General features: G+C 64.8%; 15 protein-coding genes. 10 read left to right on the forward strand and 5 right to left on the reverse strand.

Going from position 1 to position 17,758, the window contains the following annotated elements; all coding sequences use genetic code 11:
• Positions 1 to 289: 289 nt before the first annotated feature.
• The gene (locus NOF55_RS21145; RefSeq protein ID WP_306413115.1) at positions 290 to 508 is read right to left on the reverse strand and encodes a hypothetical protein; all 219 of its coding nucleotides are present in this window, start codon (positions 506 to 508) and stop codon (positions 290 to 292) included.
• Between the two features lie 198 nt (positions 509 to 706).
• Between NOF55_RS21145 and NOF55_RS21150 the strand changes: the two genes are divergently transcribed.
• From NOF55_RS21150 to NOF55_RS21160, 3 genes are all read left to right on the forward strand, one after another.
• On the forward strand, positions 707 to 1,672 hold the full coding sequence (locus tag NOF55_RS21150; protein WP_306413116.1) for a phosphoribosylaminoimidazolesuccinocarboxamide synthase: 966 nt from the start codon (positions 707 to 709) through the stop codon (positions 1,670 to 1,672).
• 94 nt (positions 1,673 to 1,766) lie between these two features.
• A complete protein-coding gene (locus NOF55_RS21155; RefSeq protein ID WP_306413117.1) occupies positions 1,767 to 2,372 on the forward strand; it encodes a TetR/AcrR family transcriptional regulator in 606 nt (201 codons plus the stop codon).
• A gap of 263 nt (positions 2,373 to 2,635) precedes the next feature.
• Entirely contained in the window at positions 2,636 to 4,057 is a 1,422-nt protein-coding gene (locus NOF55_RS21160; protein WP_306413118.1) for an efflux transporter outer membrane subunit, read from the forward strand.
• Positions 4,058 to 4,142: 85 nt separating this feature from the next.
• On the opposite strand, the gene efp is transcribed toward NOF55_RS21160, so the two are convergent.
• Positions 4,143 to 4,712, reverse strand: a complete 570-nt coding sequence (gene efp / locus NOF55_RS21165; protein WP_306413119.1) for an elongation factor P — start codon at positions 4,710 to 4,712, stop codon at positions 4,143 to 4,145.
• Positions 4,713 to 4,904: 192 nt separating this feature from the next.
• On the opposite strand from efp, the gene epmA reads away from it, so the two are divergent.
• The 7 genes from epmA to NOF55_RS21200 all read left to right on the forward strand — a co-directional run bounded on the left by epmA (position 4,905) and on the right by NOF55_RS21200 (position 13,227).
• Positions 4,905 to 5,969: an EF-P lysine aminoacylase EpmA gene (epmA, locus tag NOF55_RS21170; RefSeq protein WP_306413120.1), complete on the forward strand. Its 1,065-nt coding sequence runs from the start codon at positions 4,905 to 4,907 to the stop codon at positions 5,967 to 5,969.
• Complete coding sequence (locus NOF55_RS21175; protein ID WP_306413121.1) at positions 5,966 to 7,018, forward strand: lysine-2,3-aminomutase-like protein; 1,053 nt, start codon at positions 5,966 to 5,968, stop codon at positions 7,016 to 7,018. Before epmA ends, NOF55_RS21175 begins: the two co-directional genes overlap by 4 nt.
• 170 nt (positions 7,019 to 7,188) lie before the next feature.
• Positions 7,189 to 7,440, forward strand: a complete 252-nt coding sequence (locus NOF55_RS21180; protein ID WP_306413122.1) for an acyl carrier protein — start codon at positions 7,189 to 7,191, stop codon at positions 7,438 to 7,440.
• Positions 7,440 to 8,618 (forward strand): acyl-CoA dehydrogenase family protein, encoded by a 1,179-nt coding sequence (locus NOF55_RS21185; RefSeq protein ID WP_306413240.1) that lies wholly within the window; start codon positions 7,440 to 7,442, stop codon positions 8,616 to 8,618. The genes NOF55_RS21180 and NOF55_RS21185 overlap by 1 nt, the downstream gene beginning before the upstream one ends.
• A 5-nt stretch (positions 8,619 to 8,623) precedes the next feature.
• Positions 8,624 to 9,532: an amino acid--[acyl-carrier-protein] ligase gene (locus NOF55_RS21190; protein WP_306413123.1), complete on the forward strand. Its 909-nt coding sequence runs from the start codon at positions 8,624 to 8,626 to the stop codon at positions 9,530 to 9,532.
• 4 nt (positions 9,533 to 9,536) lie between these two features.
• A complete protein-coding gene (locus tag NOF55_RS21195) occupies positions 9,537 to 10,517 on the forward strand; it encodes a DUF1839 family protein (protein ID WP_306413124.1) in 981 nt (326 codons plus the stop codon).
• Positions 10,518 to 10,764: 247 nt separating this feature from the next.
• Entirely contained in the window at positions 10,765 to 13,227 is a 2,463-nt protein-coding gene (locus tag NOF55_RS21200) for a glycoside hydrolase family 2 protein (protein ID WP_306413125.1), read from the forward strand.
• 9 nt (positions 13,228 to 13,236) lie between these two features.
• Here the strand turns inward: NOF55_RS21200 and NOF55_RS21205 are convergent, their stop codons facing one another.
• From NOF55_RS21205 to NOF55_RS21215, 3 genes are all read right to left on the reverse strand, one after another.
• Positions 13,237 to 15,039, reverse strand: coding sequence for an alpha/beta fold hydrolase (locus NOF55_RS21205; RefSeq protein ID WP_306413126.1), 1,803 nt, complete (start codon positions 15,037 to 15,039; stop codon positions 13,237 to 13,239).
• A complete protein-coding gene (locus NOF55_RS21210; protein ID WP_306413127.1) occupies positions 15,039 to 16,559 on the reverse strand; it encodes a lipopolysaccharide biosynthesis protein in 1,521 nt (506 codons plus the stop codon). The genes NOF55_RS21205 and NOF55_RS21210 overlap by 1 nt, the downstream gene beginning before the upstream one ends.
• 109 nt (positions 16,560 to 16,668) lie before the next feature.
• The gene (locus NOF55_RS21215) at positions 16,669 to 17,757 is read right to left on the reverse strand and encodes a GumK N-terminal domain-containing glycosyltransferase (protein WP_306413241.1); all 1,089 of its coding nucleotides are present in this window, start codon (positions 17,755 to 17,757) and stop codon (positions 16,669 to 16,671) included.
• Position 17,758 lies beyond the last annotated feature (1 nt).

Here is a 17,758-nt window from a genome sequence, read left to right on the forward strand (position 1 = left end):
CCAGCAAAATCAAACCCTTAAGGCCAAATATCGCCGCCAGTCTCAAGAGCAAACGAGAAGGTCGCCAGCAGCGAAGCCGCCCTCGTCAACGACGCTGCTTATAGAACCCTCCACACTCAAACGTCAATAACTGAATCGCACTTTCATACAAAAAATCACACAAGCAATTGATCCAGAACAATAAATTTAACAAATCAAACAAAAATAAACCCAAAAGGAGCGCCCGAAAACGAAAAAAGCCCCGGTGCGCCGGGGCTTTTCGAAAATCACCGTTCTTGAAGACGCCGGATCACCCCCGCGAAACCCAAATGATCAACCCGCCAAGCAGGACCACCAAAGTCAAGGCCGGCACGATCAGGCCCGGATAGCCGAAGACGAAAAAGGCCGCGATCCAGCCGACGAGAACGAGCAGGGCGATGACGATCGGAAGGAGACCTTCCGTCAGCGGCCCCATTTCCTCGGTATGCTCGGGAACGGGAATGACGTGGTTCAGGGGCTTGGAAGACATGAATGGGGTTCTCCTGAAAGATGTGCGTCCTTTGAACCTCCTTGATATCCGGCCATAAGGCCCACGGCAACGGCTGTTTTCCGAGCGCCTCTCTCCGCTTGCGCCCCCTGCCTGTGCGAGGATAAGAAGAACCAGGCCCCGATGAACGGATCGGGACGGCCCCTCCCCGGCGCTCCCAGACAACGGAGATCATGATTCGTGCGTATTCTTTCCGAAGCCCATTTTCCGGAACTGCCCTCCTATTACCGGGGCAAGGTCCGCGAGAACTACGACCTGCCGAATGGCGAGCGGATCATCATTTCCACCGACCGGCTGAGCGCCTTCGACCGTATCCTGACTTGCATTCCCTATAAGGGGCAGGTTCTCACCCAGACGGCGCGCTACTGGTTCGAGGAAACCGCCGATATCTGCCCGAACCACGTCGTCTCCTATCCGGACCCGAACGTCGTCATCGGCAAGCGGCTCGACATCCTTCCCGTCGAGATCGTCGTGCGCGGCTATCTCGCCGGCACGACCGGCACGTCGATCCTCACGCAATACAGGAAGGGCGTGCGGGAAATGTACGGCATCACCTTTCCGGACGGCCTGCGCGACAACGAGAAACTGCCCGCCCCGATCATCACGCCGACCAGCAAGGCCTTCGACGGAGGCCACGACGAACCGCTGTCGCCCCGGGAGATCGTCGAAACCGGCCTTCTGACGCAGGAGCAATGGGACACGCTGTCGCGCTACGCGCTGGCGCTCTTTGCCCGCGGCCAGGAGCGTGCCCGCGAACGCGGCCTCATTCTGGTCGATACCAAATATGAATTCGGCACCGACGAAAGCGGCAAAATCATTCTGGCGGATGAGATCCACACGCCGGACAGCAGCCGCTACTGGATCGCCGCCACCTACCCGGACAGCTTCGAAAAGGGCACGCGCCCGGAAAGCTTCGACAAGGATTTCGTCCGCGCCTGGGTTGCCGACCGTTGCGATCCCTACAAGGACGACATTCCGGAAATTCCAGGCGCGCTGATCGAGCAGACCTCGAACGTCTATATTCGCGCCTTCGAGATGATTACCGGGCGGACATTCGTCCCGGATGACAGCTACGCCACGCCGAAGGACCGCATCCGGGCCAATCTGGCTCCCTATTTCGGCGGAAGTGACGGAAAACCGTCATGAGGACTTGATAAACCCCGCCGGTCATCCGACAAATCGGATCGGGCTGGCTTCGCCATCGATCAGGGACGGCGAAGCGTTAAGGGAGCATGGAGCATTGGCAAGACGGGCAAGACGCAAGGCGGAAGAAACGCGACAGGACGTGCTCGACATGGCGGAATCCGTCTTCCGCGAAAACGGTTTTTCCGGAACGACGATCGCCGACATCGCGTCGGCACTCGACATGTCGCCGGCGAATGTCTTCAAGCATTTCCGCTCGAAGACGGCATTGGCCGAGGCCATCGCCGAACGCCATGTCGAGACGCTGGTCGGCACGCTCGAGGGAATCGACACGAGCCTGCCGACGCTGGAGAGGCTGGGGCACTTCGTCCGCCGCCTGATGGAGTCCCATCTGCGCAGCCTTCGGCAGAGCCCCTGCCTGTTCGAAATCGTGCTGATGACGTCCGGCAACGAAATGGCCTGCGGCCGGCGCTACAAGGAATTGCTCGAAAGCCGATTCGTCGACATGGTCCGCCTCGGCGCCGATGAAGGCGTCTATTTCTGCGAAGATGTGGAAAAAACCGCACGCTGCATCAGCGCCTGCTTCGCCTGCGTGCTGCATCCCGTGTTTCTCGCCCGCTATAAGGCGGACGAACTCAGGACACGCTGTGACGAAGTGATCGAATTCGTAAACCGTTCCCTAACAAATCCGCTTGCCAGGTAATGTTTCTTAAATTACGTCACTTAATCGGGAATCACGGTTAGCCGTCCGCACGATCCCGGACGTGGCGCGCCGTTACAATCAGACCGCAGTGTAGCCTGAGCAACACAGCCTGGGCAGAATTATAGTTAATGAAGAATTTAGCCTATCGACTTAAACTCCCTGCTGCTAGCCTGCCGGCCGACCGCGAAGCACTGCTTCGCAGGCCGTCGTCGGGCTCGGGCAGGCGGAAAAGGACTTTCGGAAACAGGATGCGGATCAACACTATGGTTTCTTTTCGTTCGGCAGCACCCCTCGTTCTGCTTCTGCTTTCGAGCTGTGTCAGTGGACCGAACCACACCCCTCCGCAGATCGATCTGCCGCAGAAGTTCAACGAAGGCGGCAGCGGAAGCGCTGGTGACGTCACGGCAAAAGCCTGGTGGCCCGCATTCAACGACAGGCGGCTCGACGCCTATGTCGAGCAGGGCCTTTCCCAGAACCTCACCGTTCTCCAGGCGATCGAGCGCATCACCGCAGCCGAAGCCAACGTGATCAGCGCGGGCGCCGGCTCGCTGCCGCAGCTCGCCGCAGACGCCTCCGAAACGCTCAGCGGCCAGGGCGGCGAATTGCGCACCCAGACCTCCACCCTGTCCTCGGCCAGCGGCGGCCTTTCAGCCTCCTGGCTGCTCGATCTCTTTGGCCAGTACCGCCGCGCCAAGGAAGGTGCACTCGCCTCGCTCGACAGCGCCTACGCCACCGCCGACGTCGCCCGGCTGACCTATCTGTCCAACGTCGTCAACGCCTATATCGACGTGCGCTATTACCAGGAACGCCTGGCCATCGCCCGCAAGAACCTGACCTCGCGTCGCGAAACGCTCGATCTCACCAAGCTCCAGCTCGAAGCCGGCGCCGCCTCGCGGCTCGATGTCGTCCAGTCCGAAGGTCTGGTGAACTCGACGCTCGCCGACATTCCCGGCTTCGACAAGGGTTTCCGCATCTCCGCCCACAACCTTGCGACGCTGCTCGGCCTGCCGGCCGAAACGCTGATCGCCGAATTGCAGAAGGGCGGCCGCCAGCCGGTCGCGCGCTTCTCGACCAAGGCAGGCGTTCCCGCCGATCTCATCCGCAACCGTCCCGACATCCGCGCCGCGGAACGGGATCTGGCGGCGGCCGTCGCCCAGATCGGCGTCGCCGAGGCGGACTTCTACCCGTCCATCACGCTCGGCGGTTCCATTTCGCCGACGCTCAGAAACATGAGCGGCACGAACGGCTGGCTGACGACCTGGTCCTTCGGGCCCACTCTCAACCTGCCGATCTTCACCGGCGGCGCCCTGAAGGCGAACCTGACCACTGCCGAATCGAACGCGCGCAACGCCTATCTGGCGTGGAAGGAAACCGTGCTCGGCGCGGTGCAGGACGTGGCCGATGCGCTGGCGTCGATCAAGCGCGACGCCGAGACCGTGACCGCCCTTCGCAGGACCGTGCAGTCCTACGAGGAGGCGCTGCGCCTCTCCACCGCCAGCTACCGCGACGGCGCGTCCTCGCTGCTCGACGTACTCGACGCGCAGCGCTCGGTCTCGACCGCGCAGGCGAGCCTGGCGACAGCCGTGCAGCAGCTCGCCAGCGATTACGTCGCCCTCAACGTCGCGATGGGCGGCGGTTATGCCGCGACCGGTCCCGTCCGGGTCGCGACCACGACGAAGCCCTGATCGTTCCGGTTCGACGGACAACAAAAACCCCCGGCGCCGCGAGGCTCCGGGGGTTTTTCATTCCCGCCGTTTCCGGCCGGAACCGTCAATCCTTGGCGCGCTCGACGTAGGAATTGTCTTCCGTGGCGATCACGACGCGGGTACCGGCAGTGACGTGCGGCGGAACGGACGTCCGGATGCCGTTCGAGAGCATGGCGGGCTTGTAGGAGGACGAGGCCGTCTGGCCCTTCACGACCGGCTCGGTCTCGGTGATCTCCAGCGTGACGTGACGCGGCAGCTCGACGGCCAGCGGAATCCCCTCATGGATGGAAAGAACGCAGGTCATGCCTTCCTGAAGATAGGCTTTCTGCTCGCCCATCGTCTCGACATCGACCACGACCTGATCGTAGTTTTCCGGGTTCATGAAATGGAAGCCTTCGCCATCTTCGTAGAGGAACTGGAAGTTCAGATCCTCGACGAAGGCGCGCTCGACCTGTTCCGTCGTGCGCCAGCGTTCCGAAACCTTGACGCCGTCGGCGATCCGGCGCATGTCGACCTGCGTGACCGGCGTGCCCTTGCCGGGGTGGAAATTCTGGGCGGTGAGAACCACGTAGAGCTTACCGTCCACGTCGATAACGTTGCCCTTGCGGACGGATGAGGCGATGACCTTGACCATAATACTTCCTTGTAACGGCGTGATACGCGTCGTAGAGGACTGCCGGGCAGCGGCTCCGGGGTGACGCAAAATTCTTTTCCGGCGCGGAACTACCCTAAATTCGCGCGGAATGCCAGTCCCCGCGCGGCTTGCGGCGAAATCGACCGTCGTTCCGAGGGTCGCAGGCAGCAGGGAAGAAGAGAAGAACCTGACATGAAAACCGTGACGCCGAAACCCTCTCCCTGGTGGCATCCCGCCGTTCATGCGGATCGCCGGCCGTTCCTCCTCGGGCGGAACCGCATCCAGTCGGCCCTGCGCGCCGGGTTTACGGAACGCGGCTTCATCGAGGTCGACACGCCTGCCCTTCAGGTGTCCCCCGGCAATGAAACCCATCTTCACGCCTTCGCGACCGAAATCGTCGGCAATGACGGCATCGGCCACCCCGCCTATCTGCACACCTCGCCGGAGTTCGCGGCCAAGAAGCTGCTGGCGGCGGGCGAGAAAAAGATCGCCTGCTTCGCCCATGTCTGGCGCAACCGCGAGCGCGGCCCGCTGCACCACCCGGAATTCACCATGCTGGAATGGTATCGCGCGGGTGCGCCCTATGAGGAACTGATGCGCGACTGCGCCTGGATCGTTGCCGCCGCCGCCGAGGCGACCGGCACGAAGACCTTCCGCTTCCGGGGCATGGAGGCCGATCCCTTCGCCGAGCCGGAACGGCTCGGCGTTGCCGAAGCCTTCGGGCGCTTCGCCGGGATCGACCTGCTGGCATCGGTCGCACCCGATGGCGGGACCGACCGCGGCCACCTGGCCGCCGAACTGGAAAAGGCCGGCATCCGCCACGCAAAAGACGATACCTGGGCCGATCTCTACAGCCGCGTGCTGGTGGAAAGGATCGAACCCTTCCTCGGCGCCGGCCGCCTCACGATCCTCGATGAATATCCGGTTTCGGAAGCGGCTCTTGCCCGCCCTTCCGCCCGGGACGCCCGCGTGGCCGAACGTTTCGAGCTTTACGCCTGCGGTGTCGAGCTTGCCAATGCCTTCGGCGAGTTGACGGACCCCGCCGAGCAGCGCCGCCGCTTCGAACACGAAATGGCCGAGAAGCAGCGCATCTACGGCGAAACCTACCCGATCGACGAGGATTTTCTCGCCGCCCTTTCCCATATGCCGCAGGCAAGCGGCGCAGCCCTCGGCTTCGATCGCCTCACGATGCTCGCCACAGGCGCCACCCGCATCGACCAGGTGATGTGGGCGCCGGTCGCGGAGTTCGGGCCGTGAGCGGCGGACGCAGCCTGAAGACGCCCGCGGATCTTGCGGAAGCCGGCCTGATCGGGGATGCCGCTCTGGCCGAAGTGCGGCAGGTCGCGGCCCGCTACGCCGTCGCCGTCACGCCGGCGATTGCAGCGCTGATCGACAGGGCCGATCCCGACGACCCCATCGCCCGGCAGTTCCTGCCCTCCGCCGCCGAACTCGTCACGCTTGCCGAAGAACGGGACGACCCGATCGGCGATCATGCACACACGCCGGTCAAGGGGATCGTGCATCGCTATCCGGACCGCGTTCTCTTCAAGGCCGTGCATGTCTGTCCGGTCTATTGCCGCTTCTGTTTCCGCCGGGAAATGGTCGGTCCCGACGGCGACGGCACGCTTGCCCCCGCCGAGATGGATGCCGCCTTTGCCTATATCGCCGCCCATCCGCAGATATGGGAAGTCATCCTCACCGGCGGCGATCCTCTCATTCTCTCGTCGCGGCGGCTGGCGGAGATCATGCGCCGTCTGGCCGTCATCGAGCATGTGAAGATCGTCCGCTTCCACACCCGCGTTCCGGTGGCCAGCCCCGAGAGCATCGATGCGGAACTGATCGCGGCGCTGAAGGAAAGCGGCAAGACGCTGTGGGTGGCGCTTCATGCCAACCACCCGCGCGAACTGACGCCGCAGGCCCGCGCCGCCTGCGCCCGGCTCGTCGATGCCGGCATTGCCATGATCAGCCAGAGCGTGCTGCTGAAAGGCGTGAACGACGATCCCGCAGTGCTGGGTGAGCTGATGCGCGCTTTCGTCGAGACGCGCATCAAGCCCTATTACCTGCATCATCCCGACCTCGCGCCGGGCACGAGCCATTTCCGCCTCGACATCGGCGAGGGCCAGCGGATCGTCGCAGCGCTGCGCGGCCGCCTGTCCGGCCTCTGCCAGCCCGCCTATGTACTCGACATTCCCGGCGGACACGGCAAGGCGCCCCTCGGCCCCGACGCGGTTCGCCCCGCCGCAGACGGATGCTGGTCCGTTTCGGATTTCCGGGGCAACGCGCATGTGTGGCCTCCGGTCGCATGAAAAGCCCCCGGCCCTGCGATTATTGACCAATGACAAAACCGGGACCCAGGATAAAGACTTCTTAACTAAACCACTTAGAGGTGCTTTATCCTTTCGCTGCTATTGCTCGCTCCCAACGGGGCCTCTCCGCACGGAAATGGCTTCCGCATGGAACCGAGGGAGTCAATGGCATGAACGAAACCATCCGCAATCTGCTGACGAAACTCGGCGGTCTTCCGGCCCCGGTCGAGAGCCTCGCCGACGACGCCGATCTTTACGCGGCGGGCCTGTCCTCTTTCGCTTCCGTCCAGCTCATGCTGGGCATCGAGGAAGCCTTCGACATCGAGTTTCCGGACAATCTGCTGAACCGCAAGTCCTTCGCCAGCATCGCCACCATCGAGAAGACGGTTGCGGCGATTCTCCAGGCGCAAGAGGCCGCATGATGAACGCCCACGTCAAGACGCCGCCGGCGTCGTTGCGCGAGCGGATCGCCCGCGTCGCCGCCGTCGCCGCGCAACACGCCGCAGACGTCGACGCGCAGGCGCGCTTCCCGGCCGAGACCATGCAGGCCCTCAAGGATGAGGGGCTGCTGGGCATTCAGGTTCCGGCCGAACTGGGCGGCGAAGAGGCACCGATCGCGGAAATCGCTGAACTCTGCTCGATCCTCGGCCAGAACTGCGGCTCGTCGGCCATGATCTTCGCCATGCACCACATCAAGCTGTCCAGCCTGGTCGAGCATGGCATGAACGCCGCATGGCACCGGGACTTCATGCGCCGCATCGTCCACGAGCAGCTTCTGCTCGGTTCGGCGACTACCGAAGGCGGCATCGGCGGCGACCTGCGCAACTCGATCTGCGCCGTCGAGGTGGAGAACGGCGTCTGCCGGCTGGAAAAGAACGCGACGGTCATTTCCTACGGCCTCTATTGCGATGCGATCCTCATCACCTCGCGCGCCCACAGGGACGCCGCCTCCTCCGATCAGGTGATGACGGTCTTCCTCAACGACCAGTACACGCTGGAAAAGACCAATGACTGGGATACGCTCGGCATGCGCGGCACCTGTTCGGAAGGCTTCGTCTTCAAGGGCGAGGCGCCGGCTGCGCAGATCATTCCCGAGCCCTTCGCGGAGATCGCCGCCCATTCCATGCTGGCGATGGCCCATCTTCTGTGGAGTGCGCTGTGGTACGGCATCGCGGTGGATGCGGTGAACCGTGCCCAGAGCTTCGTGCGAGCGGCCGCCCGTAAGACGCCGGGCCAGACGCCGCCCGGCGCGCTGCGCCTTGCCGAAATCTCCGGCAGGCTTCAGGCGATCCGCACGGATATCGCCCACGGCATCCGCCAGTACGAGGACATCCGCCGCAATCCCGACAGCCTGACGATGGGTTTCCTGATCGCGATGAACAACACGAAGCTCGCGACCTCCACGGCGATCATCGACATCATCGGCCAGACGCTGCTGATCAACGGCATCATGGGCTACAAGAACGGCACGCCCTACAGCGTCGGACGCCATCTGCGCGACGCCTATTCGGCACAGTTGCAGATTTCCAACGAACGCATCCTGATGAACCAGTCCACCATGCTTCTGGTCAACAGGCAGGACACGAGCCTTCTGGGGTGAACCACATGGACATGCAAGTCTCCTTTCTCGACCGGCTGTTCGATGCCGGCCTGCTGATCGAAACCGGCGTCGAGGGCCTTTACGGCCGCTCCGGCGAATTCGAGGGCGTCATCGCCGCCTTCGAACGGCTGATCGACCGCACCGGCGGCGAGGACGGCGCGGAAGCCATTCGCTTCCCGCCGGGCATGAACCGCGCCTTCTTCGAAAAGAGCGGCTACATGAAGAGCTTCCCTCAGCTCGCCGGCACCGTCCATTCCTTCTGCGGCTGCGAGCTGGACCATATCAGCCTGCTGAAGTGCATGGAGGAAGGCGGCGACTGGACCGAGGGCCAGAAGGCAACCGAGATCGTGCTGACGCCGGCGGCCTGCTATCCGCTCTATCCGACAGTGGCCAAGCGCGGCGCCCTGCCGGCCGGCGGCGGTCTCTACGACCTGCAATCCTGGTGCTTCCGCCACGAACCGTCCAACGACCCGGCCCGCCAGCAGCTTTTCCGCATGCGCGAATATGTCTGCATGGGCACGGAAGCAAAGGTCACGGAATTTCGCCAGCTGTGGATGGATCGCGGCGTGAAGATGATGCAGGATGTCGGCCTCTCCGTCGAGATCGACATTGCCAACGACCCGTTCTTCGGCCGCGCCGGCAAGCTGCTCGCCAACAACCAGCGCGACCAGAGCCTCAAGTTCGAACTGCTGATTCCCGTCACCTCTGACGTGAAGAAGACCGCCTGCATGAGCTTCAACTACCATCAGGACGCCTTCGGCGCGAAATGGGGCCTCGCCCTTGAAGATGGCTCGGTCGCCCACACCGCCTGCGTCGGCTTCGGCCTGGAGCGCATCGCGCTCGCCCTTTTCGCCGCCCACGGCCTCGACACGAAGGACTGGCCGGACAATGTCCGCACGGTTCTCTGGGGCTGACGCCATGACCTCGGCCTTCAGGATGTCCGCGGTCTTTCCCCGGCTCGACGCGGCGAACTACCAGCCCCACGCGCTTCACTCGGCAGAACGCATGTGGCCGGAAACCAATTGCTACGTCGACCTGTGGATCGAGGTTCTGGCAAGCTTCGGCGCCGCGCCCGAAGCCATGCTCGGCTTCACGCTGACGCAGGATTTCGAGGGCGACCAGTTCACCTTTTTCAAGGTGCCGCTGGAAGACCTCGAAACCCTCTACGGCATCCGCGTCACGGAACTGGCGATCTTCGACAGGGTGGAGGATCATGTCGCGGTGCAGGTCGCCCGCGGCCGCCTCTGCCTCGTGGAGATGGACAGCTTCTACATGCCCGACACCCAAGGCGTGGCCTACCGGCTGGAACACGGCAAGACCACGGTGGCGATCAACCGTCTCGACGTTACGGCCAAGCGGCTCGATTATTTCCACAACGGCGGCTACTTCCATCTGGAAGGCGAGGATTTCGACGGCCTGTTCCAGCACCACCTGACGGAAAACGACCCGCCCTTCCTGCCCTATACGGAATTCGCCAAATTTCCCGGCAAGACGCCGTCACTGGACCGTCAGCGCAAGCGCGCGGCAGAGCTGCTGAAAATGCACTTCGCCCGCCGCCCGCAGGAAAACCCGCTCGCCGCCTTCGCGCAGGTCTTCCCCTCGCAGGTGGAGGCGCTTGCCGAACGGCCCTTCGGCTTCTTCCACAAATACGCCTTCAACACGCTGCGCCAGACCGGCGCGAATTTCGAGCTTCTTTCGAGCCATCTCGACTGGCTCTCGCCCGACTACGCGGCGGAAGCCGAGGCTGCCCGAAAAATCTCGGAAAACGCCAAGAGCGTGCAGTTCCAGCTCGCCCGCGCCGTCACCCGCAGGAAATTCGACCCGCTGCGCACCGCGCTCGACCCCGCCATCGAAAGCTGGGAAAGGCTGATGGCTGGCCTCGAACGCAAGCTCGGCTGAACCGGCGGATGCCGGCGTCAATACCCCCTCTGGCCTGCCGGCCATCTCCCCACGTGAGGACCGAGGCAATCGCGCACGATGCCAGGCTCGCGGTTCCTGTCCCTTCTCCCCCGCGGAAAGAAGGAAAGCCGCACCATTTCATTCCCCATGCGATTATCCACCGCATGGGGAAAGGCCCCCCGCACAAGGCTTTCTTAGCAATCGCCGCGGAAAATCGGCCATCTGATTCGCAGGCGGGAGAGTGCTCATGGATTTCCATCGGCCGGATTGCGTGAAAATGCTGGACGCGGGCTGGTCGCTCATCCTGAGCGACGCGAACGCCTATGCCTCCCCCGCCGAAATTCCCGCCGCAGCCGAAGCGCTGCCCGCACAAGTCCCCGGTACCGTCGCCGGCGCCCTTCACGATGCCGGCCGCTTCGACCCTGCCCGCCCCGAACCGCTCGACCACCGAGACGCCTGGTATCGCCTGACGCTTTCGGAAACGCCCGGCCCCGCCATCCTCCGCTTCGAGGGCCTCGCCACCGTTGCCGAAGTCTGGCTGAATGGTGCAAAACTCCATACGTCGGAAAACATGTACGAGCCCTTCGACCTGCCTGTGACGCTCACCGGCACCGACGAACTCGCCATCGCCTTCCGCGCCCTTCGGCCCCATCTGCAACGGAAAGGCCCCCGCGCCCGCTGGCGGCCGCGGATGATGACGGAACAGGGCCTGCGCCTCGTCCGCACCACGACGCTCGGCTATATGCCCGGCTGGTGCCCGGAGATCCATGCCGTCGGCCCGTGGCGTCCGGTCCGGCTCATCCGCCCCGATGCCTTCTCGCTGCAAGACCTGACGATCTCCGCCACGCTTTCGGAAACCGGAGACGGATTGCTTGCCGTCTCCTGCGCCAGCCCCCCCGCCGGCATCGCACTCGCCGGCATCGCACTCGCCTGTGCCGGCCGGACTGCCCCCTTCGAGGGCGCCGAAGACGGGCGCTCGACGGCTCGCCTCACCCTCCCCGGCGTGAAACCCTGGTGGCCGGCCACCCACGGCGAACCGGCCCTCTACGATGTCACCCTCGTCGCCAACGGCGAAACCGTACCGATCACCCGCACCGGCTTCCGCCGCATCGAGGCCGAACGTGGCGATGATGGCAAGGATTTTTCCATCCGCGTCAACGGCGAGCGCATCTTCTGCCGAGGCGCGGTCTGGACCACCGCCGATATCCTGCGCTTGCCCGGCGACCGCGCCTCTTACGAGCCGTGGCTGCGCCTTGCGGCGGAAGCCGGCATGAACATGATCCGCATCGCCGGCACCATGACCTATGAGAGCCCGGACTTCTTCGCGCTCTGCGACGAACTCGGCATCATGGTCTGGCAGGATCTGATGTTCGCCAATTTCGACTATCCGGCGAAGGACGAAGGCTTCGTCGCCCATGTCCGCGCCGAGGTTTCGGCCTTTCTTTCGGCCACCGCCGCCTCGCCCTCGCTCGCCGTCCTCTCGGGCGGCAGCGAGATGTACCAGCAGGGTGCGATGCTCGGCCTGCCCGAAAGCGTCTGGAAGACGCCGCTGACCACGGAGATCCTGCCCGCACTCGTCGCCGGACACCGCCCGGACGTGGCTTATGTCGAAAACTCACCCTCCGGTGGCGCACAGCCCTTCTTCGTCGACGAAGGGATCGGGCATTACTATGGTGTCGGCGCCTACGAGCGCCCGCTCTCCGACGCGCGTCGGGCGAACGTCCGCTTCGCCGCCGAATGCCTCACCTTCGCCAACGTGCCGCAGCAGGCGACACTCGACGCCTACCTGCCCGTTCGCGCCGTCCACCACCCGGACTGGAAGGCCCGGACCCCGCGGGACCGGGGCGCAAGCTGGGATTTCGAGGACACCCGCGACCATTACCTGAAGGCGCTTTACGGCGAGGACCCGGCCCGCCTGCGCCGCGAGAACCCCGCCCGCTATCTCGACCTCTCCCGCGCCACGACCTGCGAGGTGATGACCGAAACCTTCGCCGAATGGCGCCGCCGGGGCTCGTCCTGCAACGGCGCGCTGGTCTGGACGCTTCAGGACCTTCTCCCCGGTCCCGGCTGGGGCGTGATCGATTCCACCGGCGAACCCAAGCCGGTCTGGTATGCCCTGAAGCGCGCCTTCCGCCCCGTGCAGGTGCTGTTCTCCGACGAAGGCGTCAACGGTCTTGCCGTCCACGTCCTCAATGACAGCGCCGAAACGCTCGATCTTTCGCTGGAAATCGCCGCCCTTCGCGATGGCCGCCAGCCGGTCGTTGCAGGCCGCCGCGACCTGACCCTCGGCGCCCGCGAAACCGTCGAGCTTCCCGCCACGGGCCTCTTCGGCGCCTTCTTCGATACCAATTACGCCTACCGTTTCGGCCCGCCCTCGCACGATGTCGTCATCGCCCGTCTCGAAAAGGCCAGCGCGACAATCGCCGAGGCCGTCCATTTCCCGCTGGGCCGGTCGAAAGCGCTGCATGAGGACGACATCGCGGTTTCGCTCCGGCGTGACGATGACGGCTGGTCGCTGTCGCTGACCGCCGACCGCTTGCAGCAATCGGTGCATGTCTTCGCGGAAGGCTTCCGGCCGGCGGACGACTGGTTCCATCTTCTTCCCGGCAAGGAGAAGATCATCGAGTTGGTCGCCCGTCCCGGCACCGACGCAACGGCCCTGCCGGCGGGCGAAGTGCGCGCGCTTTCCGGCTCATCTGCCCGCTTCTGAAGAAAGCCGTCAGCCTCGTGAGGCGAACCGGAGCGCCATCTGCTCCACCGCATCCAGATACGCCTTGCGGGCATGCGGCGGCGTCAGATTGTGATCGGCGTTCGAAATCACGACAAGCCGCACATCGGGGTAGTCCTTCAGCCGTTCGCCGCGCTTCCCGAAATAGCTGGAAAAGTGCTCCCAGCCCACATCGTTCTCGCTGTAGACGAGCGTGACCTCGCTCGACCGCTTCCGGAGCGCCCGGAAGGCGGTATGGACGTGCCGCCCCTCCTGCGTATAATGGCGTAGAGACAGCATGAACGGCGCCAGCGCCTTGCGCGACGCGGCCTTGACGATATTGGCGAATGCCCGGCGCACGTCTATCTCGCCCTTGAACAGCCGCCGCACCGTCGCCCATTGCAGGGCGCGCTGGCCGTAATCCGAAAGCGCCCGCGCCCCGGTTTGCAGCGCCGCGTCGACATCGCGTCCCGGCTGCCAGTGAAACGTGTAGGGATTGACGATGACCGCCCCGGAAACGCGCGGATCGGCAACCGCCGCACGGAAGGACAGATAGGCCCCGCTGCAACGTCCCCCGAGAACCACCGGCCCCAACTCCCGCTGCATCAGGAAATCGAGCGCTGCCGCGACGTCCTCCTCCTGCCCCGCACCATAGAGAACCTGCTGCGGCGCGTCGGGCACGGGAGGGCTGTCGGCGACATTGGCGCCGTCGAAGCGCAGCGACGCGATCCCCCGCGCCGCCAGTTGCCGTGCCATCGTGACCGTCGCCCGGCCCCAGCCCGCATGACGGTCGTAGCCGGTCGACAGAAACAGCACGGTTGCCCCGGCCCGCGGACCGGCCGGGGCGCACAACACTCCATAAAGCGGCATTTCCCTGCCGAACCGCACCGGCTCCTCGATAAAGGTTCCGCCCTCCAGAACGCCGCCCGGCAACGGCGCCTTGACGGCAGCGGTAGCGGAGCCCGGCGCCAGCCCGACAATCCAGTCCGCCAGCCGGACGGCGATGTTCTCGGGAATTATCGAGACGGACGGGTTCGCCGTCAGCGCCTCGTAGCCCTCGAACGCCAGTCGCTCGACGGAAACGCCGAGCGTTGTGAAACGGTCGGCAAGCGCGCCGTCGGCGGGGCGGGGCGCCCGCCCGGCCACGAGGCATGGCACGGCAGGCAAGGCATTCACCGCCATCAGGTCGAGCCGCTTCACATCGGCGGCAATCGCCTCCGGCATGGTGAAGCCGGCAATGGAAACGCCTTCCGTCCGCCGCTGGTCTTCGGCAAGGCCCAGGCTGTCGTCCACCATGCGCGCCATCGCGGACACTTCCCGCAGATAGAAGCGCCCCGAAACGACAGGCGCGAGCAACGCCATGCCCCCCAGCGCGTCGAGCCTCGCCGACACCCGGACGGCGAGCGCCGCCCCGAGACCTTGCCCCACCAGCACGATCCGGGCCGCGCCGGACCGCAGCATCAGTTCGCCCGCCGCCTGCACCACGGCATCCTCCCAGAGCCTCAACCCGCATCCGCAGGAGGCGGGATCAAGCGAGTCGCCCGTTCCGGGCAGGTCGAAGCGGAGCGAGGCGACATTGCGTTCGGCCAGATGCCCGGCGATCACCCGCCAGAACTTGCGCACGCACAGGTCTTCGAGCCCCCACGGGCTGACGAACAGGACAGCGATTCCGCCCGCCGCCGGCGCCGGCGTAAAGATTCCCGCCATTCCGCAGAAGGCCACCGGCCGGGCCGCATGCGCCCGGCCGTGAATATCCCGCAGGTCCCCGTCATCGACCGTCCCGGACATCGGCAGAACCACGCTCGCCATCGTCATCAGGCCTCCCTTGCCTGCGGCGTCACGAAGCCCGTGACGGCGCCCACCAGCCTGCGCCCGCGCCGCGGCAGCCGGCCGGCGATACGCAGGATCACGTCGGCATCCTCGCGCGGCACCGCGCAGCAAAGGCGCAGCGCCGGCACGTAAACGGCGGCGCCGGCACTGATGGCGAGCACCAGCCCGCCCGCGCCGCCAACGATGGCGGCCACGCCGTAGGCCGCCGCGCCGCAGAGGGCGGCGGCCGCCGTCACCGGCAGGAGCGAGCGGAAAAGCCCGTGCATGGAGCCATCGAATTTCATCAGCCGCGTCATGGCGAGGCACATGGCGAGGAAAACCAGCCCGCGCGCGATGGCGGCGCCGGTGCCCTCGAGGCCCGGCACGAGCAGCAGGCAGCCGCCGGCCATCAAAGCCGCCGCGCCGAAGTCGATCAGCAGGCGCTGGCGGATCTGGCCTTGAGAAAACAGGTATTGCGTGCAGATCTGCGAAAAGACGAAGACGGGCGTGAAAAGCGCCAGCACGGCCACGATGGGGCCTGCCGGGCCGAATTGCGGGCCGAACACCACGACGACCAGTTCCGGCGCGATGGCCGCCAGGCCGAAGCTCATCGGCAGGGTGATATAGGAAAGGCTGCGCACCACACCCTCGAAGACTTCGACCGGAAGCCGGGCCTTTCCCGAACTTTCCAGCTTCTCGGCATAATAGGGCAGCAGGCTTCCGGTCAGCTGCACGGGCAGTTGCAGCGCAAGGTTGGCCAGCGAAAGCGCCACGGCGTAGAAGCCGACCGACTCCGCGCTGTGAAATTTCTGGAGGAACAGCAGCTCGAACCGCGTCAGGAAGATCGACGTCACGATATATTCGAGCGACAGCAGGAACGAGGAGGATGCGAGTTCGCGGCGTTGCAGGCCGCAGGGATCGACCCGCGCGAACAGAATACGCAGGCTGTAGGCAAACAGAACCACCTGTCCGGCCAGATAGCCGCCAAGCGCCCCGGGCGTGCCGTAGAGAAGTGCGCCGGCCACCACGGCCACGAGCTGGAGCAGCGAGGCGATCACCGTCAGGCGAAAGAAATCGCCGACCCGCTGTTCGCCGATCAGGAAGTTCTTGGAGTAGGAGCCGATGGACTGGATGAGGAAGAGCGCGCCGGTGATGGCGACGACCACGGGCGCCATCTCCACCCAGTGGCCCTGTTCCAGTCCGGCGAAGGCGGCCCCGTAGACGGCGAGGATGAGAAGCGTCGCCGCCACGACCGGCCGCATGAGATAGGCGGCGAAGCCGAGGCGACGGGCATCGTCGGCCCCCTGCACCTTGAGCTGCGGCAGAATGCGCATCAGCAGGACGCCCGTGCCGAGTTCGGCGATCAGCGAGCCCGTCGTGGCGAGCCAGAGCGAGAAGGCGATCGTTCCGCTTGCCTCCGGCCCCAGAAGCCGTGCCGCAACGATGGAACAGGCAAAGCCGGTCACGAGCAGCGTCAGGCCCGACGCCGCATTGAGAACCGAATTGGCCATGATATTGTTGCTCATCGACACTCCGCGGGAAACATACGTGCCGCAGAACGGCCGCTCGCATTGTCCTGAAAGCTAACGGATCGCATTTAAGAAATGCCTGTGCGGGTCATTAAAATGCGTCCGCTCAGACGAAAAGGCGCACGGCCATTTCCTGCCATGTCACGGCCTGGCTGGTATCGATGCTCAGCCGGTCGTAGATCTTCGCCGCGTTGAAGGCCGCCAGAATGGAAGCCTGGTTGTCGGGCTCGTAGGCCAGCACATGCGGCCGCCCCGCCGCAGCGAAGATCGGCGCGACGATCGGAAGACGGCAATAGGTGTACTGGATCATCTTCAGGCTGGACTGGCTGAGATAATCCGCTCCCGGAGCGTTCCGGTAGGGCGCGATCCCGATATCGGCATGGCGGATATAGCTGGCGACGCTGGTGAACGGCACCTCGCCGTGGGTCACGACATTCGGCAGGGTCTCGTCGAGCCGGGATTTCTTGCCGAACAGATGAAAGGTCCAGTCGGGGTTGCCGTGGGCCAGCGTCTTGAGCACCTCGGCATCGAACAGCATGTCGCCGACGCTGACCGCATTGTTGCCGGCAGTATAAGGCGTATCGACCGCCCCATCGAAAACCTCGGCGGCAACGCCGTGCGGCAGGAACAGCACCGGCACACCCTCCGGCATGTCAGCCCGCTGCGTTTCCGCCAGAATGTGAATCAGGTCGAATTGGCGGGCGGATTTTTCCCAGGCATCGCGAAAGCAGGGGTGCGCGCCGATCGTCTCGAACTGGTCGGCAGCATGGTAGATCAGCTTCGCCTGCGGGGCGAGACGGCGCAGCAACGGCGTCAGCAGCGTGGCGATCCCGCTTTCGACCAGAATATGGGTGTAAGCCGGCAGACGGTCGCGCACGGCGCGCGGCAGGAGCGCGGCGTAATGACGGAAGATGAGGCCGGTCAGGCGGTTGAGGGCGGCCGAGCGCGTCGCGAAGGGATGGACGAGATTGACCCAGATGAATTCGTCGCGCAGATCATCGAGGCGCACCCAGCGGTTCACGGTGCGCGACCGCGCATAGGTCCAGCGTCCATCGTGGGAAAAGCGGCTGAGCTGGCTGAGCCGCAGCGACAGGAAGTCGGTCCGGTCGCCCTGCGCATTGAGCGAGTCCGCCAGGAAATGCAGATCCACCTTGCGCGCGGACCCGGCAAAATGCTGGCCGGTGACGAAAAGCACG

It is taken from the genome of Ectorhizobium quercum (genome assembly GCF_026552795.1).
Classification (GTDB): Bacteria; Pseudomonadota; Alphaproteobacteria; order Rhizobiales; family Rhizobiaceae; genus Ectorhizobium; species Ectorhizobium quercum.

Bases quoted from the DNA above. Each gene is read 5' to 3' on its own strand.
- NOF55_RS21195 (WP_306413124.1), top strand. From the start codon at position 9,537: ATGACCTCGGCCTTCAGGATGTCCGCGGTCTTTCCCCGGCTCGACGCG.
- NOF55_RS21185 (WP_306413240.1), top strand. From the start codon at position 7,440: ATGAACGCCCACGTCAAGACGCCGCCGGCGTCGTTGCGCGAGCGGATC.
- NOF55_RS21190 (WP_306413123.1), top strand. From the start codon at position 8,624: ATGGACATGCAAGTCTCCTTTCTCGACCGGCTGTTCGATGCCGGCCTG.
- NOF55_RS21160 (WP_306413118.1), top strand. From the start codon at position 2,636: ATGGTTTCTTTTCGTTCGGCAGCACCCCTCGTTCTGCTTCTGCTTTCG.
- efp (WP_306413119.1), bottom strand. From the start codon at position 4,712: ATGGTCAAGGTCATCGCCTCATCCGTCCGCAAGGGCAACGTTATCGAC.
- NOF55_RS21180 (WP_306413122.1), top strand. From the start codon at position 7,189: ATGAACGAAACCATCCGCAATCTGCTGACGAAACTCGGCGGTCTTCCG.
- epmA (WP_306413120.1), top strand. From the start codon at position 4,905: ATGAAAACCGTGACGCCGAAACCCTCTCCCTGGTGGCATCCCGCCGTT.
- NOF55_RS21200 (WP_306413125.1), top strand. From the start codon at position 10,765: ATGGATTTCCATCGGCCGGATTGCGTGAAAATGCTGGACGCGGGCTGG.
- NOF55_RS21210 (WP_306413127.1), bottom strand. From the start codon at position 16,559: ATGAGCAACAATATCATGGCCAATTCGGTTCTCAATGCGGCGTCGGGC.
- NOF55_RS21205 (WP_306413126.1), bottom strand. From the start codon at position 15,039: ATGACGATGGCGAGCGTGGTTCTGCCGATGTCCGGGACGGTCGATGAC.
- NOF55_RS21145 (WP_306413115.1), bottom strand. From the start codon at position 508: ATGTCTTCCAAGCCCCTGAACCACGTCATTCCCGTTCCCGAGCATACC.